This window comes from Stenotrophomonas sp. YJH_SMC_110, from assembly GCF_059369255.1.
Genome location: NZ_JCAFSM010000001.1, coordinates 80376 through 102460, shown reverse-complemented (window position 1 = coordinate 102460; position 22085 = coordinate 80376). Strand labels below are relative to the sequence as shown.

18 protein-coding genes are annotated in these 22085 nt (G+C 67.1%); 11 read left to right on the top strand and 7 right to left on the bottom strand.

Going from position 1 to position 22085, the window contains the following annotated elements; all coding sequences use genetic code 11:
- Window positions 1-18 precede the first annotated feature (18 nt).
- Window positions 19-906 (bottom strand): outer membrane protein assembly factor BamD, encoded by an 888-nt coding sequence (locus AC5P6H_RS00440; RefSeq protein WP_032960726.1) that lies wholly within the window; start codon window positions 904-906, stop codon window positions 19-21.
- A 113-nt stretch (window positions 907-1019) separates the two neighbouring features.
- Here AC5P6H_RS00440 and rluD point away from each other — a divergent pair, with 113 nt between their 5' ends.
- Genes rluD through AC5P6H_RS00420 form a run of 4 tightly spaced genes read left to right on the top strand, consistent with a single transcriptional unit; the run spans window position 1020 to window position 3718 of the window.
- Window positions 1020-2009: a 23S rRNA pseudouridine(1911/1915/1917) synthase RluD gene (gene rluD / locus AC5P6H_RS00435; protein WP_014038257.1), complete on the top strand. Its 990-nt coding sequence runs from the start codon at window positions 1020-1022 to the stop codon at window positions 2007-2009.
- Entirely contained in the window at window positions 2009-2779 is a 771-nt protein-coding gene (pgeF, locus tag AC5P6H_RS00430; RefSeq protein WP_495202216.1) for a peptidoglycan editing factor PgeF, read from the top strand. Before rluD ends, pgeF begins: the two co-directional genes overlap by 1 nt.
- A 20-nt stretch (window positions 2780-2799) precedes the next feature.
- The gene (locus tag AC5P6H_RS00425) at window positions 2800-3306 is read left to right on the top strand and encodes a DUF4166 domain-containing protein (RefSeq protein ID WP_241887055.1); all 507 of its coding nucleotides are present in this window, start codon (window positions 2800-2802) and stop codon (window positions 3304-3306) included.
- Window positions 3281-3718: a thiol-disulfide oxidoreductase DCC family protein gene (locus AC5P6H_RS00420; protein WP_111206591.1), complete on the top strand. Its 438-nt coding sequence runs from the start codon at window positions 3281-3283 to the stop codon at window positions 3716-3718. The genes AC5P6H_RS00425 and AC5P6H_RS00420 overlap by 26 nt, the downstream gene beginning before the upstream one ends.
- A 70-nt stretch (window positions 3719-3788) precedes the next feature.
- Here the strand turns inward: AC5P6H_RS00420 and otsA are convergent, their stop codons facing one another.
- The 4 genes from otsA to AC5P6H_RS00400 form a co-directional block, all read right to left on the bottom strand.
- On the bottom strand, window positions 3789-5153 hold the full coding sequence (gene otsA, locus AC5P6H_RS00415; protein WP_014648191.1) for an alpha,alpha-trehalose-phosphate synthase (UDP-forming): 1365 nt from the start codon (window positions 5151-5153) through the stop codon (window positions 3789-3791).
- Window positions 5150-6931: a glycoside hydrolase family 15 protein gene (locus tag AC5P6H_RS00410; RefSeq protein WP_032960733.1), complete on the bottom strand. Its 1782-nt coding sequence runs from the start codon at window positions 6929-6931 to the stop codon at window positions 5150-5152. Before AC5P6H_RS00410 ends, otsA begins: the two co-directional genes overlap by 4 nt.
- 41 nt (window positions 6932-6972) lie before the next feature.
- A complete protein-coding gene (gene otsB, locus AC5P6H_RS00405; RefSeq protein ID WP_014648189.1) occupies window positions 6973-7731 on the bottom strand; it encodes a trehalose-phosphatase in 759 nt (252 codons plus the stop codon).
- Window positions 7732-7882: 151 nt separating this feature from the next.
- Window positions 7883-10318, bottom strand: a complete 2436-nt coding sequence (locus AC5P6H_RS00400) for a TonB-dependent receptor plug domain-containing protein (RefSeq protein WP_495202215.1) — start codon at window positions 10316-10318, stop codon at window positions 7883-7885.
- Window positions 10319-10532: 214 nt separating this feature from the next.
- Here AC5P6H_RS00400 and AC5P6H_RS00395 point away from each other — a divergent pair, with 214 nt between their 5' ends.
- From AC5P6H_RS00395 to AC5P6H_RS00380, 4 genes are all read left to right on the top strand, one after another.
- Window positions 10533-11015, top strand: a complete 483-nt coding sequence (locus AC5P6H_RS00395; RefSeq protein ID WP_005410781.1) for a DUF3574 domain-containing protein — start codon at window positions 10533-10535, stop codon at window positions 11013-11015.
- 36 nt (window positions 11016-11051) lie between these two features.
- Complete coding sequence (locus tag AC5P6H_RS00390; protein WP_180835132.1) at window positions 11052-11909, top strand: XAC2610-related protein; 858 nt, start codon at window positions 11052-11054, stop codon at window positions 11907-11909.
- Between the two features lie 108 nt (window positions 11910-12017).
- Window positions 12018-13736 carry a thiamine pyrophosphate-dependent enzyme gene (locus AC5P6H_RS00385; RefSeq protein WP_180835133.1) on the top strand — a complete coding sequence of 573 codons (1719 nt, stop codon included), beginning with the start codon at window positions 12018-12020 and terminating at the stop codon, window positions 13734-13736.
- A gap of 623 nt (window positions 13737-14359) precedes the next feature.
- Complete coding sequence (locus AC5P6H_RS00380) at window positions 14360-15970, top strand: SulP family inorganic anion transporter (protein WP_049440354.1); 1611 nt, start codon at window positions 14360-14362, stop codon at window positions 15968-15970.
- Between the two features lie 165 nt (window positions 15971-16135).
- Here AC5P6H_RS00380 and AC5P6H_RS00375 read toward each other — a convergent pair whose 3' ends face one another.
- A complete protein-coding gene (locus tag AC5P6H_RS00375; protein WP_049440352.1) occupies window positions 16136-16846 on the bottom strand; it encodes a glutathione S-transferase family protein in 711 nt (236 codons plus the stop codon).
- 170 nt (window positions 16847-17016) lie between these two features.
- Between AC5P6H_RS00375 and AC5P6H_RS00370 the strand changes: the two genes are divergently transcribed.
- From AC5P6H_RS00370 to AC5P6H_RS00360, 3 genes are all read left to right on the top strand, one after another.
- Entirely contained in the window at window positions 17017-17832 is an 816-nt protein-coding gene (locus AC5P6H_RS00370; protein WP_049440351.1) for a DUF3014 domain-containing protein, read from the top strand.
- Window positions 17833-18013: 181 nt separating this feature from the next.
- Complete coding sequence (clpB, locus tag AC5P6H_RS00365; RefSeq protein WP_495202214.1) at window positions 18014-20599, top strand: ATP-dependent chaperone ClpB; 2586 nt, start codon at window positions 18014-18016, stop codon at window positions 20597-20599.
- A 93-nt stretch (window positions 20600-20692) separates the two neighbouring features.
- Window positions 20693-21238: a hypothetical protein gene (locus AC5P6H_RS00360; RefSeq protein ID WP_227864321.1), complete on the top strand. Its 546-nt coding sequence runs from the start codon at window positions 20693-20695 to the stop codon at window positions 21236-21238.
- Between the two features lie 39 nt (window positions 21239-21277).
- On the opposite strand, the gene AC5P6H_RS00355 is transcribed toward AC5P6H_RS00360, so the two are convergent.
- Window positions 21278-22078, bottom strand: coding sequence for a MipA/OmpV family protein (locus tag AC5P6H_RS00355; RefSeq protein WP_046432175.1), 801 nt, complete (start codon window positions 22076-22078; stop codon window positions 21278-21280).
- Window positions 22079-22085: the final 7 nt, after the last annotated feature.

Here is a 22085-nt window from a genome sequence, read left to right as displayed (position 1 = left end):
CCCTTTCGGGGCCCTCTCTTATTTCTTTTCCAGTCGCGCGTTGCGCTGGCCGGTGCTGGCGGACTTCTCGCCGGCGAACGGGTTCAGCTTGCGGATCATCCACGGGTACTTCGGCCACTTGCCTTCCAGCCACGGGTGATCCGGCTGGTTCAGCTGCAGGACGCGACGGGCGTCGTCGGCCAGGGTCTTGTTGCCCAGGTGGGTGTAGGAATCGGCCAGCACGGCCACGGCGTCGTACTGGAAGGCGCTCTGCGGGTAGGTTTCCAGCAGGTAGTTGGCGCGGCCCACGGCCGAGACCCAGGCGCCGCGGCGCATGTAGTACAGGGCGTTGTCCAGCTCGTGCTGGGCGAACACGTCACGCAGCTCCAGCATGCGCTGGCGCGCATCGGCGGCGTAGCGGCTGTTCGGGTAACGATCAACCACGATGTTGAAGTCCGAGTACGCCTGGTGCGGCGTGGACAGGTCGCGGCGGCTGGCATCCAGCGACCATACGCGGCGCAGGAAAACCGTACTGCGGTTGGAGTTGGCCAGGCCACGCAGGTAGTACAGGTACGCAATGTTGCGGTGGGTCGGGTAGGTGCGGATGAAGCGGTCGATGCTGGACACCGCGTCATCGTGCTTGCCGGCCTTGTACTGGGCGTAGGCGGTTTCGATCATCGCCTGCTCGGTGTACGGGCCGTACGGATACTGGGCCACCAGGCGGCGGAAGCTGGCTTCGGCGCCGCTCCAGTTGCCGCCCTGCATCAGCTTGTGGCTTTTCTCGTACAGCTGTTCGACCGGCACGCCTTCGTCGGGGCGATCACCCTTCTTGGCGCCGCGGTGGCAGCCGGTTGCGGCGATGACCAGCACCAGCAGCAGGGCGGTGAGGCGGACGGGCGCGGAGAGCATGGCGGAGCGTCGGATCATGGGGTCGAGGCGGGACGCGGCTGGAATACGAAGGGTCGATGATAGCCTAGTGTCCTGTCCAGCGACTGAAACCGGCCGCCGGGACCCCAAAATTTCAAAGAATGCCCCCTGCCATGTCTGAACAACCCTCTGAATCGGCCCGCCAGGCCATCGTCCCCGACACCGCTGCCGGCCGTCGTTTCGATGCCGTCGTGGCCGAACTGTTCCCCGAATATTCGCGTTCGCGCCTGACCGAGTGGATCAAGTCCGGTGACGTCCTGCTGGACGGCGCCCAGGTGCGCCCGCGCGATCCGCTGCGCGGCGGCGAGGTGGTGACCCTCCATGTGGTGCTGGAAACCCAGACCGACGCCCAGCCGGAGGACATCCCGCTGGACGTGCTGTTCGAGGACGAGCATGTGCTGGTGATCAACAAGCCGGTCGGCCTGGTGGTCCACCCCGGTGCCGGCAACCACAGCGGCACCCTGGTCAACGCGCTGCTGTTCCGCGACCCCTCGGTGGCGGTGCTGCCGCGCGCGGGCATCGTGCACCGCCTGGACAAGGACACCAGCGGCGTGATGGTGGTGGCCAAGACCCTGGAAGCGCAGACTGCATTGGTCGAGCAACTGGCGGCCCGTGACGTGCACCGCCAGTACCTGGCCATCGTGATGGGCGCGCTGGTGGCAGGCGGTACCGCCGATGCCCCGATCGACCGCCACCCGCGCGACCGGCTGAAGATGGCGGTGCGCGAAGACGGCAAGGAAGCGGTGACCCACTACCGCCTGCGCGAGCGCTTCCGTGCGCACACCGCGCTGGAGTGCCGCCTGGAAACCGGCCGTACCCACCAGATCCGCGTGCACATGGCACACGTGCGCCATCCGATCATCGGCGACCCGCTGTACGGCGGTGCGCTGAAGCTGCCCAAGGGTGCCAGCGACGAGCTGGTGGCCGCGCTGCGCGGCTTCAAGCGCCAGGCCTTGCACGCCGAGACCCTGGAGTTCATGCATCCGATCACTGGTGAGCCGGTGCGCAATACCGCGCCGGTGCCGGAGGACATGCTGCACCTGATGAAGGTGCTGCGCGAAGACAGCGAAGCCTTCGCCGCCCGCGAGCGGGATCGCTGGTGATGGCCGCCGCGCTGCCGTTGCTGCAGGCGGACTGGCCGGCGCCGGCAGGCGTCCATGCGCTGACCACGCGTCGGCATGGCGCGGGCATTTCGCCGGCGCCGTTCGCGCAGTTCAACCTCGGCAACCGGCACGCGGCCGATGGTGATACCCCGGCCAACGTGGAGCACAACCGCAAGCTGCTGCAGGAGGGGCTGGCACTGCCCTCGGCACCGCACTGGCTGCGCCAGGTGCACAGCAGCACCGTGCTGCGCTTCACCGCGCCACCGGTGGCTGGCGCCAGCGAACCGGTGGCCGACGCCGCGGTGACTTCGGTGCCGGGCGTGGTGCTGGCGATCCTGACCGCCGACTGCCTGCCGGTGGTGTTTGCCGCGGCCGATGGCAGCGAGGTGGGTGCGGCCCATGCCGGCTGGCGTGGGCTGGCTGACGGCATGCTGGAGGCCACGGTGGCCGCCCTGCAGACGCCGCCGGCGCAGCTGCGGGCTTGGCTGGGCCCGGCTGCCGGGCCGGTCGACTACGAGATCGGCGAAGAGGTCTACCACGCCTTCGTCGGCCATGATCCGGCCGCCGGGGCGGCGTTCGTGGCCACCCGCGCAGGCCACTGGAAAGTGGACCTGTTCGCGCTGGCGCGGCAGCGGTTGCAGGCGGCGGGGATGGACCCGGCGCAGGTGTATGGCGGCACGGTGTCGACCATGGCCGATCCTGACCTGTATTCGCACCGGCGCGACCGTCGTACCGGGCGCATGGCGACCCTGGCCTGGATCGCGCCCTGACCACGCCGCTGTTCGCGCGCGTGCTGGGGCCGGCCTTCGCCACCCTGGCAGCGCCGGTGCAGGCGCTGCATGCCGCGCCGTTGCCCTGCCGCTACGTGGGGCAGGCGCGCATCGTGCGAGGGCGGCACTGGCTGGTGCCGCTGTTGGCCGCGTTGGCGCGGCTGCCGAAGGACGGCGACGCGCTGCCCACCGAAGTGGCGTTCAGTGCACGCGGGCAGGGTGAGCAGTGGGCGCGACGGTTCGGCCGCTGGCCGATGGTGTCGCGGCTGTGGGCGCACGAAGGGATTCTGCGCGAGCAGCTGGGCGCGGTGCGCTTGGAGTTCGCGTTGCAGGCCCGCGAGGGTGGTATCGACTGGTCGGTGCGGCGGGTCTGGGCGTTCGGGCTGCTGCCGCTGCCGACGCGTTGGTTCGGCGGTGTGCGCTGCCGTGAAGCCTGGCGCGGCGAGCGTTACACTTTCCTAGTCGATGTGACGCTGCCCTGGGCCGGAGCCCTGATCCGCTATGAAGGCTGGCTCGAACCACAGTGACGGCGCCGCCGGGACTGGCAGCGCGGTGATCGTGTTCGACGGCGTGTGCGCCCTGTGCAACCGCTGGGTGCGCTTCCTGCTGCGTTTCGACCGCAAGGGGCGCTACCGTTTTGCGGCGATGCAGGGGCAGCAGGGCAGCGCGATGTTGCGCGCGCACGGGCTGGACCCGCAGGACCCGATGTCGTTCCTGCTGCTGGACGCGCAGGGCACCTGGACCGATACCGATGCCATCCTGCGTGTACTGGCCGGGCTGGGCGGTGGATGGCGCCTGAGCGGCGTACTGAAGGTGCTGCCGCGCGGACTGCGCGACGCGGCGTACCGCGCGCTGGCCCGCAACCGCTACCGCTGGTTCGGGCGGCATGATGCCTGTCATCTGCCCGCACCGGAGCAGGCAGCGCGATTCCTGGATTGAAGAAAAAGGGGACGGAGGGGATTAAGTCGTTTGTGCACAAACGACTTAATCCCCTCCGTCCCCTTTTTTCTCAGCCTTCCAGTGCGTCCAGGTAGCTGCGCCGCCAGTGGTTGATGTCGTAGGTGCGCAGGTGCTCCATCATGGCGTGCCAGCGCTCCTTGCGCTTGCGCAGCGACATCGTCGCCGCGGTGGCGATGGCGTCGGCAACGCCATCCAGGTCGTGCGGGTTCACCAGCAGTGCCTGCTTGAGTTCGTCGGCGGCGCCGGCCAGCAGCGACAGCACCAGCACGCCCGGGTCCTCCGGGTCCTGCGAGGCCACGTATTCCTTGGCCACCAGGTTCATGCCATCACGCAGCGGCGTGACCAGCCCCACCGCCGCTGCACGGTAGAAACCGGTGAGGGTGGCATGGGTGAAGTTCTGGTTGACGTAGCGCAGCGGTGTCCAGTCCGGCTCGGCGTGGCCGCCGTTGATGTGGCCGGCGATCTGCTCCAGCTGGCTGCGCAGCTGCCGGTACTCGGTGACATCACCGCGCGAGACGGGGGCGATCTGCAGGTAGGTCAGCGACCCGCGCTGGTCGGGATGGCGCTCAAGATACCGTTCAAAGCCGAGGAAGCGCTCGGGCAGGCCCTTGGAATAATCCAGGCGATCAACGCCGATCGCCAGTTGGCGATCACGCAGGCTCGCGCGCAGGTTCTTTACGGCGGCCTTGGTGGCGGCGGTACCGGCCTGGCGCGCGATCAGCTCGGTGTCGATGCCGATCGGGAACGCCGCCGCGCGGAAACGACGCCCCCCGGGTGCTTCCAGCTCGCCGTTGGCGAGTACCCGACCGCCGCCGAACAGGCGCAGGTAGGTCTGGAAGCGATCGGCATCGCGCTGGGTCTGGAAGCCCACCAGGTCATACGCGTAGAGCGCGGAGAACAGCCGCAGGTGGTCGGGCATCGCCTGCAGCAGGTCGGCCGAGGGCATCGGGATGTGCAGGAAGAAGCCGATGCGGCAGCCGATGCCACGCTCGCGCAGCAGTGCGCCAAGCGGGATCAGGTGATAGTCGTGGATCCAGACGATGTCATCCTCGCGCAGCAAGGGCGCGAGCTTGTCGGCGAACAGTGCGTTGACCTTGTGGTAGGTCTCGCGGGTGGCACGGTCGTAGTCGACCAGATCCAGGCGGAAGTGCAGCAGCGGCCACAGCGTGCGGTTGGCAAAGCCGTTGTAGTAGCCGTCCACCTCGCGCTTGCTCAGGTCCATGGTGACGTAGTCGATGTCACCGTCTTTCTGCCGGTGCAGCGTGCCGCTGCCGTCCTTTACCGTCTTGCCGCTCCAGCCGAACCACAGGCCGCCGCGTTCCTTCAGGGCGGCCAGCAGGCCGACAGCCAGGCCGCCGGCGCGGTTCTCGCCGGGTACGGCCACACGATTTGAAACCACGACCAGACGACTCACGATGCCTCCTGCCAGGACCGCGACAGGCGCATCGCGGCGGTGATCAGGCCGACGTGCGAATAGGTCTGCGGGAAATTGCCCCAGGCCTCGCCGCTGTCGAAGGCCAGATCCTCCGACAGCAGGCCCAGGTGGTTGCGCTGCTTCAGCAGCAGCTCGAACATCTCGCGCGCCTCGTCCATGCGCCCGATCGCCGCCAGCGCATCGATGTACCAGAACGTGCAGATGGTGAAGCTGGTCTCCGGCTCGCCGAAGTCATCCGGCGCGACATAGCGGTACAGCGAATTGCCATGCTTGAGGTCGCGGCCGATCGCATCGACGGTGGCGATGAAGCGGGCGTCCATCGCATCGATGAAGCCGATGTCGGCCAGCAGCAGGAGCGAGGCGTCCAGGCGATGGCCGCCGAAGGTATCGGTGAAGTGGCCCAGTTCCTCATTCCAGGACTCGGCCATGATGCGCGCATGGATGGTGTCGGCGCGCTCGCGCCAGTAGTGTGCACGGTCATCGCGCTTCAGGCGCACGGCGATCTTGCACAGGCGGTCGCAGGCGGCCCAGCACATCGCGCTGGTGTAGGTGTGTACCTCGGTGCGGCCACGGAACTCCCACAGGCCCGCATCGGGCACGTCATGCAGGGCGAAGGCCTGTTCGCCCAGCGGTTCGAGGCGGGCGAATGTGTGCGCGTCGCCGGGATCCTGCAGGCGGCGGTCGAAGAACAGCTGCGTGGAGGCCAGCACCACGCTGCCGTAGACATCGTGCTGGCGCTGCACCCAGGCCAGGTTGCCGCGGCGTACCGGGCCCATGCCGCGATAACCGGACAGGCTGGGCACTTCGTCTTCGTCCAGCTTGGCTTCAAAGCCGATGCCATACAGCGGCTGCAGCGTGCCGTCAGTGGTGGCCAGGTTGAAGATGTAGCCGAGGAACTGTTCCATCGTGCGCGTTGCGCCGAGACGGTTCAGCGCCCGCACCACGAAAGCTGCGTCACGCAGCCAGCAGTAGCGGTAGTCCCAGTTGCGCACGCTGCCGGGTGCTTCTGGAATGGAAGTGGTCATCGCCGCGATGATCGCGCCGCTGTCCTCGTACTGGCACAGCTTCAACGTGATCGCACTGCGGATGACCGCGTCCTGCCACTCCAGTGGAATGGACAGGTAGCGCACCCATTCGCGCCAGTAGTCGCGGGTGCGCTGGAAGGCTTCCTGCACGTAGCCGCTGATCGACCGGTTGAGTGACTCATCCACGCCCAGGATCAGGTGGATGGGATGGTTGAGCACGAACGGCAGGCCGTCGCGCACGAAGCGCACCGGCACATCGGTGGTCAGCCGCAGCACGTGCTCCGGCAGGATCCAGCGCACATGGTTGCTGCCCCAGGTCGACTCTGGCACGCGTGCGCCCCAGTCGGCCAGCGGGCGCGCACGCACGGTGATGCGCGGGCTGCCAGCCAGCGGACGCACCTGGCGGATCAGGCTGACCGGCCGGTAGAAGCGGTCGTTCTGCCGCCAGCGGGGGGCGAAATCCAGGATTTCCAGTTCGCCGCCGTGCGCGTCGCGGAGCACCGTGCGCAGGATCGCCGTGTTGGTCAGGTATTCCTGCTCGCTGCTGGCGAAGTCTTCCAGCTCGATGGCGAAGTCGCCACCGGTCTGCTGGTTGGGGCCGAGCAGCGCACAGAAGGTAGGGTCGCCGTCGAAGGTGGGCAGGCAGCTCCAGACAACGCGGGCACGTTTGTCGACCAGGGCGCCGAAGCTGCCGTTGCCGACCACGCCCAGATCAAGATCGGGTTGGGTCATCACGCGGTACATCTCGGTTGCGGCCGTGGGGGTTGGCCGGGTCAATAGGCATTCTCACGCAGCCAGGCGTGCACGCTGCGTATGTCGGGCAGCGCGAACACCGCCGCGCTGGGTTCACGTTCACCCACCAGCACGCTCCAGCCATGCTGGCTGTTGGCGGCATCGAAGCCGAATTCATCGGTGAGGTCGTCACCGAGAAACACCGGCAGGCGGCCGCGGAAGGGCAGGTACTGCATCATCCGGCGCACGGCACGGCCCTTGTCGGTGCCGACGGGCACGAACTCGACCACATGGTCGCCGGGTTGCAGGCGGTAGCTGGCGCGGCCCCGCACGTGGCGATCGGCGAAGGCGCGCACATCACTTGCCGCGTGCGGCGCACCGCGCCAATGCAGGGCCAGGCCGACGCCCTTGTCTTCCACCAGCACGCCGGGATGGCCGTGGGCAAAGCGCATCGCCTGCTGGTGCAGCGCGTGCAGCCACTCGGCGGTGTCGTCGTCGTGTTCGTCGCGCAGCACACGACCATCCTCGCCGCGCAGTTCGTGCCCATGCAGGCCGGCGGCAGGCAGCTGGAGGGGAGCGAACAGCTGGTCCAGCTGTTCAAGCGGTCGGCCACTGACCAGTGCCACGGCGCCTTCCAGGCGGTCACTGATGCGGCCGATGGCTTCGCGCACATCCGGCAGGAGCTGCACGGCATCCGGTCGTGCAGCGAATTCGATGAGGGTGCCATCGACATCGAGGAACAACGCACAGGCGTCGTCCAGCAATGGCGGTGGCGGACGCAGGGGGAGCGGTTCAGCCATGACGACCAGCCTGCCAGCCTGGGCGTGTACGTGGGGTCGAGGGCAGGCTGCGGATCAGCTTCGGTGGGTGCCGACCGTTGGTCGGCACCGCAGGTCAGCCTGCATCCAGCCCAAACAGCGCGGACCAACGGTCCGCACCCACCCAATGCGATCAGAACGTATAGTGGACGCGGCCGTAGTAGTACGCGCCGTTGCTGCCGATCGGCGACAGCACGTCGTACGGCAGGTTGCCGAAGTAGTGGATATCGCTGTTGGATCGATCCGGGTAGTTGTCGGTCAGGTTCTGGCCGCCGATGGCCACGCTCCATTGCGGGGTAATGCGGTACTCGACTTCGGCATCCAGCTGCCATTCGGCCTGGTAGGTCTGGCGCGGGATGTAGCCATCACCGAAGTTGAACACCCGGGTGGCGCTGCCGTAACGGTTCACGCGGGTGCTCAGCGACCAATGGTCGTTGCTCCAGGCGGCCGAGAAGCTGCCACGCGTGCGCGGGGTGGCATCGGTCAGGGTGTTGGTCTCCTCGATGCCGAACAGTACGTAGTCCGGGTTCAGCGCGCGCAGCTGCGCCGGCGTGGCCAGCACATTCTTCAGCGTGGTCTTGGTGTAGGCGTAGGTGCCGGTCAGCAGCAGCTGGCCATCGCCCAGCGACTGCCGCCAGTTGCTTACCAGCTCGGCGCCACGGGTGCGGGTGTCGGCGGCATTGACGAAGAAGCTGGCGCTCTGCAGGCCACTGACGCCGTAGCTGGCGGCCACGTAATCGGTCAGTGCATCGCCGGTGATGCTCTCCGACAGCGCGATGCGGTCGTCGATATCGATCTGGAAGAAGTCCAGCGACAGGTCGAAATGCTCGCCGATGCGGCTGGTGAAGCCCAGCGAGGTGTTGATCGACTTCTCCGGCTTCAGGTTCTGCGCACCCAGGCCACGCGCGATCGGATTGTTGACCGACAGCAGCCGGCCCTGCACCAGCTGGCCGCCGGCGTTGTAGCCGGTGGAGGTGGATTCGTAGCCGATCTGCGCCAGCGACGGAGCGCGGAAATTGTTGGAGATGGCACCGCGCAGTGCGAACGGCGGGGTGAATTCGTAGCGCAGGCCGAGCTTGCCGGTCAGTTCGCCGCCAAAGTCGTCGTTGTGCTCGTAGCGCGCGGCCAGGTCGGTGGAGAACTTCTCGCCGAACTGGCTGGACAGGCTGGCATAGGCGCTGGCCACGTCGCGCGACAGGGTGGCGGCGTCCTGTGGGGTCAGGCCGCCACCGGCCTGCGAGCCGGTCGGGCGGTCGGTGTACGGGCCCGCCGCATAGCTGGCCGGGTCGCCGGGGCGGGTCTGGTAGCGCTCATGGCGCGCTTCCACGCCCAGGCCCAGCGTGTGGCTGATGCTGTCGCTCTGGGTGAACACGCGGCTCAGATCGAGGTTGCCCACGGTCTGCGCGTACTCGTAGTCGGCGGTCTTGAAGCGGGTCGGGCTGGTCGGGCCCAGCGATGCGTTGAGCGAATCACGCAGGCGGTAGGTGAAGTCGTTCTGGCCGTAATCCAGGCTGCTGTCGTAGCTCCACTCGCCCCACTGGCCGCGCACGCCGGCCACGGCCTGTACGTCGCGGTTCTCGCCTTCGGAGATCGGTCGGTAGCCGTTCGGATAGACCTGCTTCCAGTTGGCATCGCCATCGGGATAGCGGAAGTAGTTGGCGCCTTCGGTGTCACGCTGGTTGAAGGTACCGAACGCGTAGAACGTCGAGGTCTGTCCCACCGGGATCTCGGTGTTCAGCCACAGGTTGATGTCCTTGCTCTTGCCATCGCCCAGCACGTAGTTGCGCTTGCCCTGCAGCGCCAGGTTGTCCGGCGTCTGGTCCCATGGCGGAATCTGGTCGAAGCCGGCGCGGTTGGTGCCGTTGCGGTGCTTGTATTCCAGGCCGACGCGCAGGAAGCCGCCGTCCTCGCCCAGCGAAGTACCGACCTTGGCGCTGACGTTGCCGGTCTGGCCATCGGTGAGGGTGCGGCCGATCGGCTTGAGGTCGGTGTGGTTGGCACCGTAGCTGGCCTCGATCTCGCCGCCGTCGCCGCCGTTGTCGAGGATCACGTTGATCACGCCGGCCACGGCGTCCGAGCCGTAAAGCGCACCGGCACCGTCGCGCAGCACTTCAATGCGCTTGATCGCGCTGACCGGGATCGCATTGAAATCGACCGGGGTGGTGCCCTTGCCGATCTTGCTGTCGGTGTTGACCAGCGCGGTGTGGTGGCGGCGCTTGCCGTTGACCAGCACCAGCACCTGGTCGGGGGACAGGCCACGCAACTGTGCGGCGCGCACGTGGTCGGCGCCACCGGAGTTGGATTGGCGCGGGAAGTTGAACGACGGCAGCAGCGCCTGCAGCGCGCTGCCCAGTTCACCGTTGACCACGCCGGCCTTGCGGATGTCCTCGGCGGTGAGCACATCCACCGGCGAGGTGGATTCGAGCACGGTGCGATCGGCGGCGCGGGTGCCGGTGACGATCACGGTGTCCAGGTTGGTGGCGTCCTGGGCCAGGACCGGGACGGCAGCGGAGGAAAGCACGAGGGCGATGGCGAGGCCGAGCGGCGACGCGGGCAGGCGGGCGGACATGGGGGCTCCAGCAACAACGACGACGGAGAAGGGGGAGATAGTTTCACTTACATCCATCCGGATGAAGCGATATATTATCTTCGCGTGATGGCCGGTGCCGATGCAAGTCCCTGCCGGTCCGGCATGAGCTGATGCCCGGTTGGCATCAGCACGCCGGGCCAGTGGCGCTGTACGCTGCCGGCTCGCCCTGTTCCCCTTCCCCGGAGCTGTACCGATGAAACACCTTGGCCTCGTCTTCGCCGTGCTGCTGGCCACCAGTGGCTGCGCCAGCCTCTCTTCGCAGGCGCCCAGCGCCTATGCCACGGCCACCACCGCCGAACTGAAGGGCGATGCCGCCCGCCCTTCCGCCGGCCACGGCTGGGTGCGCAGCGAGCTGTACTTCGGCGTAGGCGAAGAGCAGGGCGCCGGCAACCGCCCGCAGGCCGACACCATCAGCGAGGCGCAGTGGCGCACCTTCCTGGACAAGGAAGTGACCCCGCGCTTTCCGGATGGCCTGACCGTGTTCGATGCCTACGGCCAGTGGCTGTTCCGCGGTGATGCCTCGCCCAACCGTCTGCGCACCAAGGTGCTGGTGGTGCTGCACGAAGACACCCCGCAGCGCCGTGCCGATATCGAAGCCATCCGCCTGGCGTGGAAGCAGCAGACCAAACATCAATCGGTGCTGTGGTCGCGGCAGCCGGTCGAGGTATCGTTCTGAGTTGAAGGTGCCGCCGCGGTGCTGCAGGGAGCAATGATGAACTACAGGGAATGCCTGCTGGGCCTGGCATTGGCAGGCGTACTGGCACCGACGGCGCAGGCGGGTGGGGACGACGGCGAAACGCTGCGCTTCCAAGTGGCCGCGCACGTGCAGGCGCACGCCGATCCCCAGCAGGACGGCAGCATCGCGGTGCAGCTGTTACCGTCAGGCAAGCGCCAGACGCTTGAGGGCGCGGCCGATGCCGACGGCAATTCGCGATGGTCGCTCGAAGATGTCGATTTCGATGGCTACCCGGAACTGGTCGCGCGCGCCTCGGTGGGCATGGTCAACGAAGCGGTGACGGTGTACCGCTTCGATCCGGCCAGTGCCGGGTTCCGCGCGCTGCAGGCCGACACCCACGGCAAGGACAGTTGCGGTGACCTGATGGGGCTGACGGTCGACCGTCCGAGCCGCACGCTGACCAGCAGCTGCCGCAGCGGCCCGATGTGGTACACCGACCAGTACCGGTTTGCAGGCGCGAAGCTCTATCTGTACCGCGCCGAGAGCGTGCTGATGCTGGGCGATACGTTGAACGCCGCGCTGCAGTGGGAACAGACCGGCGAGCAGGGCCCGCTTGCCGTCTGGCGCACCTATGATGCCGCCGGCCGGGTGCTGGAAAGTGCCATCGCCGATGGCCTGGGTGCACCGCCGGATGGACCGTTGCGTGGCCAGCAGGCCACCGTGGTACCCGCGCGGCTGTTCCTGTTCGATCGACCCGGCGCATCCAGCACCAGGCGTTACCTGGTGCAGGGAGACCGCGTGGAGATGCTGGATGAACAGGATGGCTGGGTGAAGCTGCGCTACCGCAACCCGAAGGAGGGCGCGGTGGAGGGCTGGATCAACGTCAACGATTGACTCGATCTCCGCCGGTAGTTTGCCTATCGAGGTGATGTGCGCCTTGCCCACGGAGGCATCACTTCTTCGGGTCTAGCCTCGGATGCTCTCCCCTCGAGGATGTATCCGATGAGCAAGCGCGTTGCCGAGATCGTTGTCGATACCCTGCAGCAGGCGGGCGTCCGCCGCTGTTACGGCATCGTTGGCGATACCTTGAATCACGTCACCGATGCCCTGCACAGCAGTGAAATCGACTGGGTACATGTACGCCACGAAGAAGTGGCCGCCTTCGCTGCCGGCGCCGATTCGCTGGTGAGCGGCGAGTTGACCGCCTGTGCGGGTTCTTGTGGTCCCGGTGGCCTGCACTTCATCAACGGCGTCTTCGAGAGCAATCGCAACCGTGCACCGATGGTACTGATCGCCAGCCAGGTGGTGACCAGTGAGCTGGGCATGGAATTTCCGCAGGAAGTGGACTTCAAGGCGGTGTATGCCAGTTGTTCGGTGTTCTGCGAGCAGGTGCACAGCCCGGAGCAGGCGCGGCGCGTCGTGGCCCTGGCCTGCCAGGCCGCGATCAGCCGCCGTGGCGTGGCGGTGGTGATCCTGCCGGCCGACATCAGCCAGGCCGAGGTGAAGCACGATGTGCCGTTCTCGGTGCACTACACCCAGCCGGTGCTGCGCCCGTCCGATGCCGAGCTGCAGCGCATCACCGAACTGCTGGGGCAGGGCAAGCGCATCGGCATCTATGCCGGTGCCGGTTGCCAGGGCGCACACGCGCAGCTGCTGGAGCTGGCCCGGCGCCTGCAGGCGCCCATCGCGCATACCTCGCGCGCCAAGGATTTCGTCGAGCCGGACAACCCGTACAACATGGGCATGACCGGCATCTTCGGCATCGAATCCGGCTTCCACACGCTGATGGAGTGCGACACGCTGCTGCTGCTCGGCGCCGATTTCGCCTGGGGCCAGTTCTACCCGGACAAGGCCACGATCATCCAGGTCGACCGCGATGGCAGCCACCTCGGCCGCCGCCACCCGGTGAACCTCGGCGTGGTCGGTGACATCGCACCGACGCTGGACGCGCTGCTGCCGATGCTGCCGCCGCGCGAGGACAGCAGTTTCCTGGACGAGTGCATCGGGCATCGCGACAAGGCGCTGAAGAAGCGCGAACAGGAAGAACAACCGGGCGAGGGTGAACTGATCCATCCGCAGCACCTGACGGCATTGCTGTCGAGGCATGCCAGCGACGATGCGCTGTTCACCGCCGACGGCGGTTCGCCGATGGTGTGGGTGCTGCGCCATATCCGCGTCAACGGCCGCCGCCGCACGCTGACCAGCCTGCTGCACGGCACGATGGCCAACGCGATGCCGCAGGCGCTGGGCCTGCAGAAGGCCTTCCCCGGCCGGCAGGTGATCTCGCTGTCCGGTGATGGTGGCCTGGCGATGCTGCTGGGTGACCTGCTCACGGCAGTGCAGGAGAACCTGCCGATCAAGGTGGTGGTGTTCAACAATGGTTCGCTGAACTTCGTCGAGCTGGAGCAGAAGGTGGAGGGCCTGCTGGACAACTACACCGACCTGAAGAACCCGGACTTCGGCCGCCTGGCCGAGGTCATCGGCTTCCACGGCCGCACGGTGACCCGCAGCGAGGATCTGGAAGAGGCGGTGCTGGATTTGCTGTCCCAGCGCGGCCCGGCGCTGCTGGACGTGCATACCAGCCGCGCGGAGCTGGTGATGCCGCCGCAGATCGAGGCCAAGCAGGTGGCCGGTACGGCGTTGTACGCGGCCAAGGCAGTGTTGAACGGCCGCTTCGACGACGTGAAGCATCTGCTGGTGGACAACTTCCTGAAGAAGTAGAGGGTTGGTCGATGCAGGGCTGCGCCCTGCACCCGCGGTAGTGCCGGCCGCTCAGAAGCAACGGCGGCCATCCGTGTGGTAGGTGTCGACCTTGGTCGACACGGTAGATCCACGCCATGCGTGGATGAACGAACGAATGATCGAAATAATCTTCTGTAGAGCCGAGCCATGCTCGGCTCAGAGCCTTCGCGTACAGCGGGCGAGCATGGGCTCGGCACTGCAGCGAGAGCCTGCCTTGGCTTTGGATCTTTCGATCTTCTTCCGTGGCTGCCGCGCGCAGGAAACTGTCAGGGGTCGGTCGGGTGGGCTGCGCAGGACCGTTGGCGCCATGGATGGCGCCATCGAGCCCCCATGGGTGAGGGCGCTTTGCTTGCGAAGCACTGCTTCGCAAGGCCCGAACGCACAGCCGCCAGCGGCTGGGCCGGTCTGGGGATTTACGGCGTGTCCTGCGCAGCCCCCCCGACCGGCCGAACTCGCAATGCCGGTCGACTAACAGTCGACTCTACCCGCGACCAGCCACGAGGGGCCCCGCCGTTGGCTGGAACCCATCATTCCACGACGGAATTGGCGCGCCGGCCCCGCTGGGCCTACCATCGGCGCTCCCCACCCCCACCGCCCCTTCCATGTCCGCTCCCGCTTCCGCCGTACCGCGTCGCTGGTTCGTCGCCGGCGACTTCAACGGCTTCTTCGGCCTGGTCGTCGACAACCTCTCCATCCTCGGCTTCATCGCCATGGCCCTGGTCGGGATCTTCCAGTTCCCCGCCGACGTGGTGTTCGGCCGCATGTTCCCCGGCACCGCCTTTGGCGTGCTGGTCGGCAACCTGCTGTACACCCTGATGGCGCGCCGGCTGGCGGCACGTACCGGCCGCGACGATGTCACCGCCATGCCGCTCGGCCTGGATGCCCCCACCAGCATCGGCATGGCCCTGCTGGTGCTCGGCCCGGCCTTCCTCGCCTTCAAGCAGCAGGGCATGGATCCGCATGCTGCGGGCATCGCCACCTGGCAGCTGGGCATGGCCGCGCTGGTCATCATGGGCGTGCTCAAGTTCGTGCTGTCGTTCTTCGGTGAAGCGGTCACCCGCGCGCTGCCGCGAGCTGCGCTGCTGGGTTCCATCGCCGGCATCGCGCTGGTGCTGATGGGCCTGCTGCCGCTACTGGAAACGCTGCGCTCGCCGCTGGTCGGCTTCACCACGCTGGGCCTGCTGCTGTATGTGCTGATCGCCAAGGGCAAGCTGCCGGTGCGTGGCCCGGGCGTGCTGCTGGCCTTCGTGTTCGGCACCGTGCTGTATTACGGACTTGGCCTGGCCGGGCTGGGCGCGCCCGGCTTCCATGTGCCGGAATGGGTGCCGCCGCAGGTGGTGCTGCCGCTGCCGACGCTGGGCTTCCTCGATGGCCTGCCCACCGCGATGACCTACCTGCCGCTGCTGCTGCCGTTCGGCCTGCTGATGGTGGTGGGCGGCATCAATGTGTCTGAGAGCGCACGCGCGGCTGGCGATGACTACCGCACCCGCGACATCCTGCTGGTGGAGGCGGTGGCTACGCTGGTGGCAGGCGTCTGTGGCGGCGTCGCGCAGACCACGCCGTACATCGGCCAGCCGGCCTACAAGCACATGGGCGCGCGCAGCGGCTACACGCTGCTGACCGGCCTGTTCGTCGGCATTGGCGGCATGCTCGGCATCATCTCCGGGTTGGTGCAATGGCTGCCGCTGGCGGTGCTGGCACCGATCATCGTGTACGTGGCCATCGACATCACCACCCAGGCCTTCCAGGCCACGCCGCGCCACCATACCGGCGCGATGGTGTTCGGTTTCCTGCCGTCGGTGGCCTACCTGCTGGCGATCAAGGCGCCCGGCTGGATCGCACCGGACCAGCTGCCGCAGCTGCTGACCAAGCTCGACGGCCATGGCCTGCCCGAGCTGGCGGTGATTTTCACCCTCGGCAACGGCTTCATCATCACCTCGATGCTGTGGATTTCGGCGGTGGCGGCGATGGTCGATGGCCGCCTGCGCCGTGCCTGCGGCTTCCTGCTGGTGGCGGCGGTGCTGACCCTGTTCGGCCTGATCCATTCGGTGGACCCGCGTGGCGGCATCTACCTGCCGTGGGATCTGGACGGGCTGGCACGCATCATCAGCTTGCAGTTCGCCGGCGCCTACGTGGCATTGGCGCTGCTGCTGGGCCTGCTGTCGCTGCAGAAGCAGCCGGTGAAACCGCTGGACGATCGCACCGACCATTGACTGGTGACGCCGGGCATGGCCCGGCGTTACCGCTCCTTCCACTTCTGGTGCTTTGTAGAGCCGAGCCTGCGCTCGGCTGCTCTGAGCCGAGCATGGCTCGGCTCTACAGGGGCGTGTTGCAGGCGGCGAATGATCACAGCGCGCTCTGCCGGCCAGCGGCCGGCACTACCGTTCGGCGTCCAGTTCCGGGTAATGGCGGAAGATGCCGTTGGTGTTGAACGGCAACCGCCGCTCAGACGCCAGATAGGCGGCGATGTTGGGTCGTTTCGCCACTCGTTCCTGCAGCGCGCGCAGCCGGGGCAGGGTGGGGCCGAGCGCCTGCATGCGGCGCGGAAACATGTAGTCCAGCCCGCTCAGCAGCTGGAACAGTGACAGATCCACATAGGAGTGCTCGCGCAGTGCATGGCGGCCACCGTTGGCGGCCATCACCTGCTCGAAATAGCCGAGGAACTTGGGCAGGCGCTCGCTGCGCAGTGACGCGGCTCGTGCCCTGGCCTCGGTCTTCTGCAGTTCGTAGTACTTCGATGCGGCGATCGGATGGTGGGTGTCGTGCACCTCGGCTACCAGGTCGGCGATGGTCAACTGCAGTTGCAGCGCCTGCATCCGCCGCGATGCGGCCTGCGGCACCAGGTCCAGCGTCGGGCCGAGGAAATCCAGGATCGCCGCGACCTGCGCGATGACCTGGCGGCCGGCCTTCAGGAACGGCGGCGCAAAGGGCTGTGCCCCTTCGTTGCGACCCTCCAGAAACGGCTGCATCACCGCATCGCCGTGCACCCGCGCCATGTCGATGTAGTCGGCGCCGGCATCTTCCAGCGCCAGGCGCACGAACTCGCCACGGCCCTGGATGCCGGTCCAGTAGTACAGCGCGTACTGCATGGCAGAGTCTCCACGGGACAGGACTCCTAGCCTCGCGCGGATGGCGCAAAGCAGACGTGAGCGCGGCCTTGCTGCAGGTCTCAACCCGAACGGCAGCGGAACAGGCGGGGAACCGGCTGCACTCGATGGGGTCACACCTTCTCCATGCGTGTGAAACGAGGTGCTGCATCATGCAGAGTGGAAAGGCGGTCTGGCCCTGGGTGTTGGGTGTGGTGGTGATCGGTGGCGCGGGCGGCTGGTTGTTCCGCGATCAGCTGAAGAGCCTGGCCGACGGTGTCCCGGTGCCGGTGCAATCAACCCCTGCCAGTACCAGTGCACAACCGCAGGCGGCCGCAGAGCCCGCGCCAGCACCACCATCGATCAGGCATCCGCTGGATACCGAGGCCGCCGCCGACCCGGCGCTGCCGAAACTGGCTGACAGCGACGCCGCGGCCTGGGGCGCACTGAGCCAGCTGTTCCAGGGCGAGGGGCCGCTGACCCTGCTGCTGCGTGATCACCTGATCCAGCGCCTGGTCACCCAGGTCGACAACCTGGACAAGCCCAGCGTGCCGCCGACCGCGCTGGCCGCGCGGCCGCTGCCGGGCAACCTGCAGGTCGATACGGGCGAAGGCGGCGAACGCATCGCCGCCAGCAATGCGGCACGCTATGCGCCTTACGTACAGGCGTTCACTGCGCTGGACCCGGCGGCAACGGCTACCGCTTACAAGCGCTTCTATCCGCTGATCCAGCAGGCCTATGCCGACCTTGGCCGGCCCGAGGGCTATTTCAACGACCGCCTGGTCATGGTGATCGACCACCTGCTGGACACCCCGGAACTGGCCCAGTCGCCGCTGGTGCAGCGCGATGAGCGCGGCCGCTATCGCTTCGTCGATCCCACCCTGCAGTCACGCTCGATCGGGCAGAAGGCCCTGCTACGCATGGATCCTGCACAGGCGCGGGCGATCAAGCAGCAGCTGCGGGCGATCCGCAGCGCGATCACCCGCTGAGCCCGTCCACCGTGCGGAACTGATCGGGATCAACGCGCCGACCACACGCGCTCCGGCATGCTGGCCGCAGGCTGACTGGCCCCGGGGTGCAGTCGCAGCCACCCTTGAAACCGGGTGGGGCAACCGCATCTTTCCAGCATTGCCGGCCCAGGCCGGCCCTGAAGACCGATGAGGATTCGCAATGCGGATGGACAAGCTCACCTCGCGTTTCCAGCAGGCGCTGGCAGACGCACAGTCGTTGGCCGTGGGCCGCGACAACAGCATCATCGAACCGGTTCACCTGTTCAGCGCGCTGCTGGACCAGCAGGGTGGCAGCACGCGCCCGCTGCTGGCCCAGGCCGGGGTGAACGTGCCGGTGCTGCGCGAGCGCCTGACCGAGGCGCTGGACGCACTGCCCAAGGTATCCGGCCAGGCCGGCAACGTCTCGATGGGCAACGATCTGGGGCGCCTGCTGAACCAGACCGACAAGCTGGCGCAGCAGCACGGGGACGCCTTCATTGCCAGCGAGTGGTTCGTGCTGGCGGCGCTGGACGATGGCGGCACGCTGGGCATGGCGCTGCGCGCCGCTGGTGCCGACAAGACGCGCCTGCAGGCGGCGATCGACAAGCTGCGTGGCGGCGAGAACGTGCAGTCGGAGAATGCCGAGGAGCAGCGGCAGGCGCTGGAGAAGTACACCATCGACCTGACCGCGCGGGCCGAGAGCGGCAAGCTCGACCCGGTGATCGGCCGTGACGAGGAAATCCGCCGCACCATCCAGGTGCTGCAGCGCCGGACCAAGAACAACCCGGTGCTGATCGGCGAACCCGGCGTGGGCAAGACCGCGATCGTGGAAGGGCTGGCCCAGCGCATCATCAACGACGAAGTACCCGAGGGCCTGCGCGGCAAGCGCGTGCTGTCGCTGGACATGGGCGCGCTGATCGCCGGGGCCAAGTTCCGCGGCGAATTCGAGGAGCGCCTGAAGGGTGTACTCAACGACCTGGCCAAGAACGAAGGCCAGATCATCCTGTTCATCGATGAACTGCACACCATGGTCGGCGCGGGCAAGGCCGACGGCGCGATGGATGCCGGCAACATGCTGAAGCCGGCGCTGGCGCGCGGCGAGCTGCACTGCATCGGTGCGACCACGCTGGACGAATACCGCAAGTACATCGAGAAGGACGCTGCGCTGGAGCGCCGCTTCCAGAAAGTGTTCGTCGGTGAGCCGTCGGTGGAGGACACCATCGCGATCCTGCGCGGGCTGAAGGAAAAGTACGCCGTGCACCACGGGGTGGAGATCACCGACCCGGCCATCGTGGCCGCCGCCACGCTGTCCAACCGCTACATCACCGATCGCCAGCTGCCGGACAAGGCCATCGACCTGATGGACGAGGCGGCCTCGCGCCTGCGCATGGAGATCGACTCCAAGCCGGAGGAGCTGGATCGCCTGGAACGCCGGGTGATCCAGCTGAAGATCCAGCGCGAGATGCTGAAGAAGGAAAAGGACGAAGCCTCGCGGCAGCGCATGGCCGACCTGGAGAACGACATCGACGGGCTGGAGCGCGAGTTCTCCGACCTCAATGAAATCTGGAAGTCGGAGAAGGCTGCGCTGCAGGGCGCCACCAAGATCAAGGAGCAGGTCGAGCAGGCCAAGCTGGAACTGGAAGCCGCGCAGCGCCGCCAGGATTTCGCCAAGATGAGCGAGATCCAGTACGGCCTGTTGCCGCAGCTGGAAAAGCAGCTGGCCGCGGCCCAGGAAGCCGAGCACAAGGACTTCAAGCTGGTGCAGGACCGGGTCACCGACGAGGAGATCGCCGAGGTCGTGTCGCGCTGGACCGGCATTCCGGTCAACAAGATGCTCGAAGGCGAGCGCGACAAGCTGCTGCGCATGGAAGAAGTGCTGCACAACCGTGTGGTCGGCCAGGAGGAAGCGATCAAGGTCGTCTCCGATGCCGTGCGCCGTTCGCGTGCAGGTCTGTCCGATCCGAACCGTCCGGCCGGCTCGTTCCTGTTCCTAGGCCCGACCGGCGTCGGCAAGACCGAGCTGTGCAAGTCGCTGGCCGAATTCCTGTTCGACAGCGCCGACGCGATGATCCGCATCGACATGAGCGAATTCATGGAGAAGCACAGCGTCGCCCGCCTGATCGGCGCCCCCCCGGGTTACGTGGGCTACGAGGAAGGCGGCTACCTGACCGAGGCGGTGCGCCGTCGCCCGTATTCGCTGATCCTGCTGGACGAAGTGGAGAAGGCGCATCCGGATGTGTTCAACATCCTGCTGCAGGTGCTGGACGATGGCCGCCTGACCGATGGCCAGGGCCGCACCGTGGACTTCCGAAATACCGTCATCGTGATGACCTCGAACCTGGGCTCGCACCAGATCCAGGACATGAGCGCCGACGACAGCCCGGAGGCCTACACGCAGATGAAGGCAGCGGTGATGGGCGTGGTGCAGGCACACTTCCGTCCGGAGTTCATCAACCGCCTGGACGACATCGTGGTGTTCCACCCGCTGGACAAGCAGCAGATCAAGCAGATCGCGCGCATCCAGATGCGCGGGCTTGAGAAGCGGCTGGCCGAGCGCGGGTTGAAGCTGGCGGTCTCCGATGCGGCGTTCGACCTGCTCGGCAACGTCGGCTTCGATCCGGTGTACGGCGCGCGCCCGTTGAAGCGTGCGATCCAGTCGCAGCTGGAAAACCCGCTGGCGCAGCAGATCCTGTCCGGCGCCTTCGTCAACGGCGATACCATCGAAGTCGGCAACGACGGTGGTCGCCTGGTGTTCGCCAAGGCTTGAACCGGTGGCGCCCCGGCCATGGCTGGGGCGCCATCCGAGCCTTGGCAGCGCACGATGGTCCTGTTTCACTTTCGCAAGGATGAGGAGAACCGCATGGACGTTGCCCGCAGGGCTTCACTCTGCATGACGCTGGCGTTGGCTGCTGTTTGTGGACACGCCGCGGCCGCCGAACAGGTCCAGCTGCCGCCGATGAAGGGCTACCAGCAGGCCCACCAGAGCACCGACGCGCAAGGCAACCGCATCACCGAGTACGTGCCACAGGGCCAGACCGTGCACGACTGGACCGACATGGTCACCGTCAACGATGCGCCGAACAGTGGCCATGTGAGTCCGCGTGAGTTCCTCGGCATCATCGAGGCGGGGTGGCGCATCGCCTGTCCGGCGGCGCAGAGCCACTGGATCCGCGAAGGTGAAGAAGGGGGACGGCCCTTCGCGCTGCTGATGCTCAGCTGCCCGCGGAATCCGGGGACAGGCAAGCCGGAGTTCACCTGGATCAAGGGCGTGCAGGGCAGGCAGGGCTTCCACACCGTGCAGAAGTCGTTCCGCTCCGAGCCGGAGAAGGAGGACGTCGTGCAGTGGATCGGCTGGCTGCGCGAGGTCGGGTTGTGCGGCAACGGCGACGCACCGGCCTGCCGCTGACCGCAGAGGGAAAGGGCGCCCAGCGGCGCCCTTCATGCATCAGAAGCGGTGGGTGTAACCGCTCATCAGCCCGAACTGGTTTGCCTTCTGCACGATCGGGCTGTTGGCCGCATCGCCGAGCAGGCGCGTGCCTTCGGCCGAGATGTACCAGTTGCCGTTGCGGCCCACGCGGTGGCTCCACTTCAGGCCGACACCGGCACTGACCAGGCCGGCCTTAGGCCTGTGCTCGGCGAAGCCCGTGCGTTTGGCCTGTTCCGGGCTGACGCCGTACCAGGTCTGCATGTAGCCGCGGTTGCCGTAGTCGGTGGAAACACTGCCGCTGACCACGCCACCGGCCAGGTCGAACAGCGGCATGCTCAGGTTCAGATGGATCTGCTGGGTGGCCAGGCCGTTCTCGGCCTTGTCCTCGTCCTTGCGGGTGAACTGCCAGGAGCCGCTCAGCACGGCTTCGCCCAGCGTATAACCAGCCGAGACGCCGACCAGGGGACGGGTATCGATATCACCCATGCCGCGCAGGAAGTCCGAACCGCCCAGCAGCGAGTCCTTGTCCTTGCGGATGCCGCTGGCGCCGACATAGGCACGCACGCGCGTGTGCTCGCCGAGGGAGGTGCCCCAGCCGATGCCACTGGTGCCCAGAAACCATCCCCCCGGCGAGGTGACATCAAAGGACAGCGACGGCGTCGCACGATACTCCTCGCTGCCGCTGTAACGCGGTGCCACGCCGCCACCGGCGGCGAGCTCGAAGGTCCAGTGGTCATCCTTGGCGTGGGCGATCGGGGCGGCGAACAGCGGCAACACGGCCAGGCAGAGCAGGGCGGGGGAACGGCGAAGCTGGGACATGGAAACT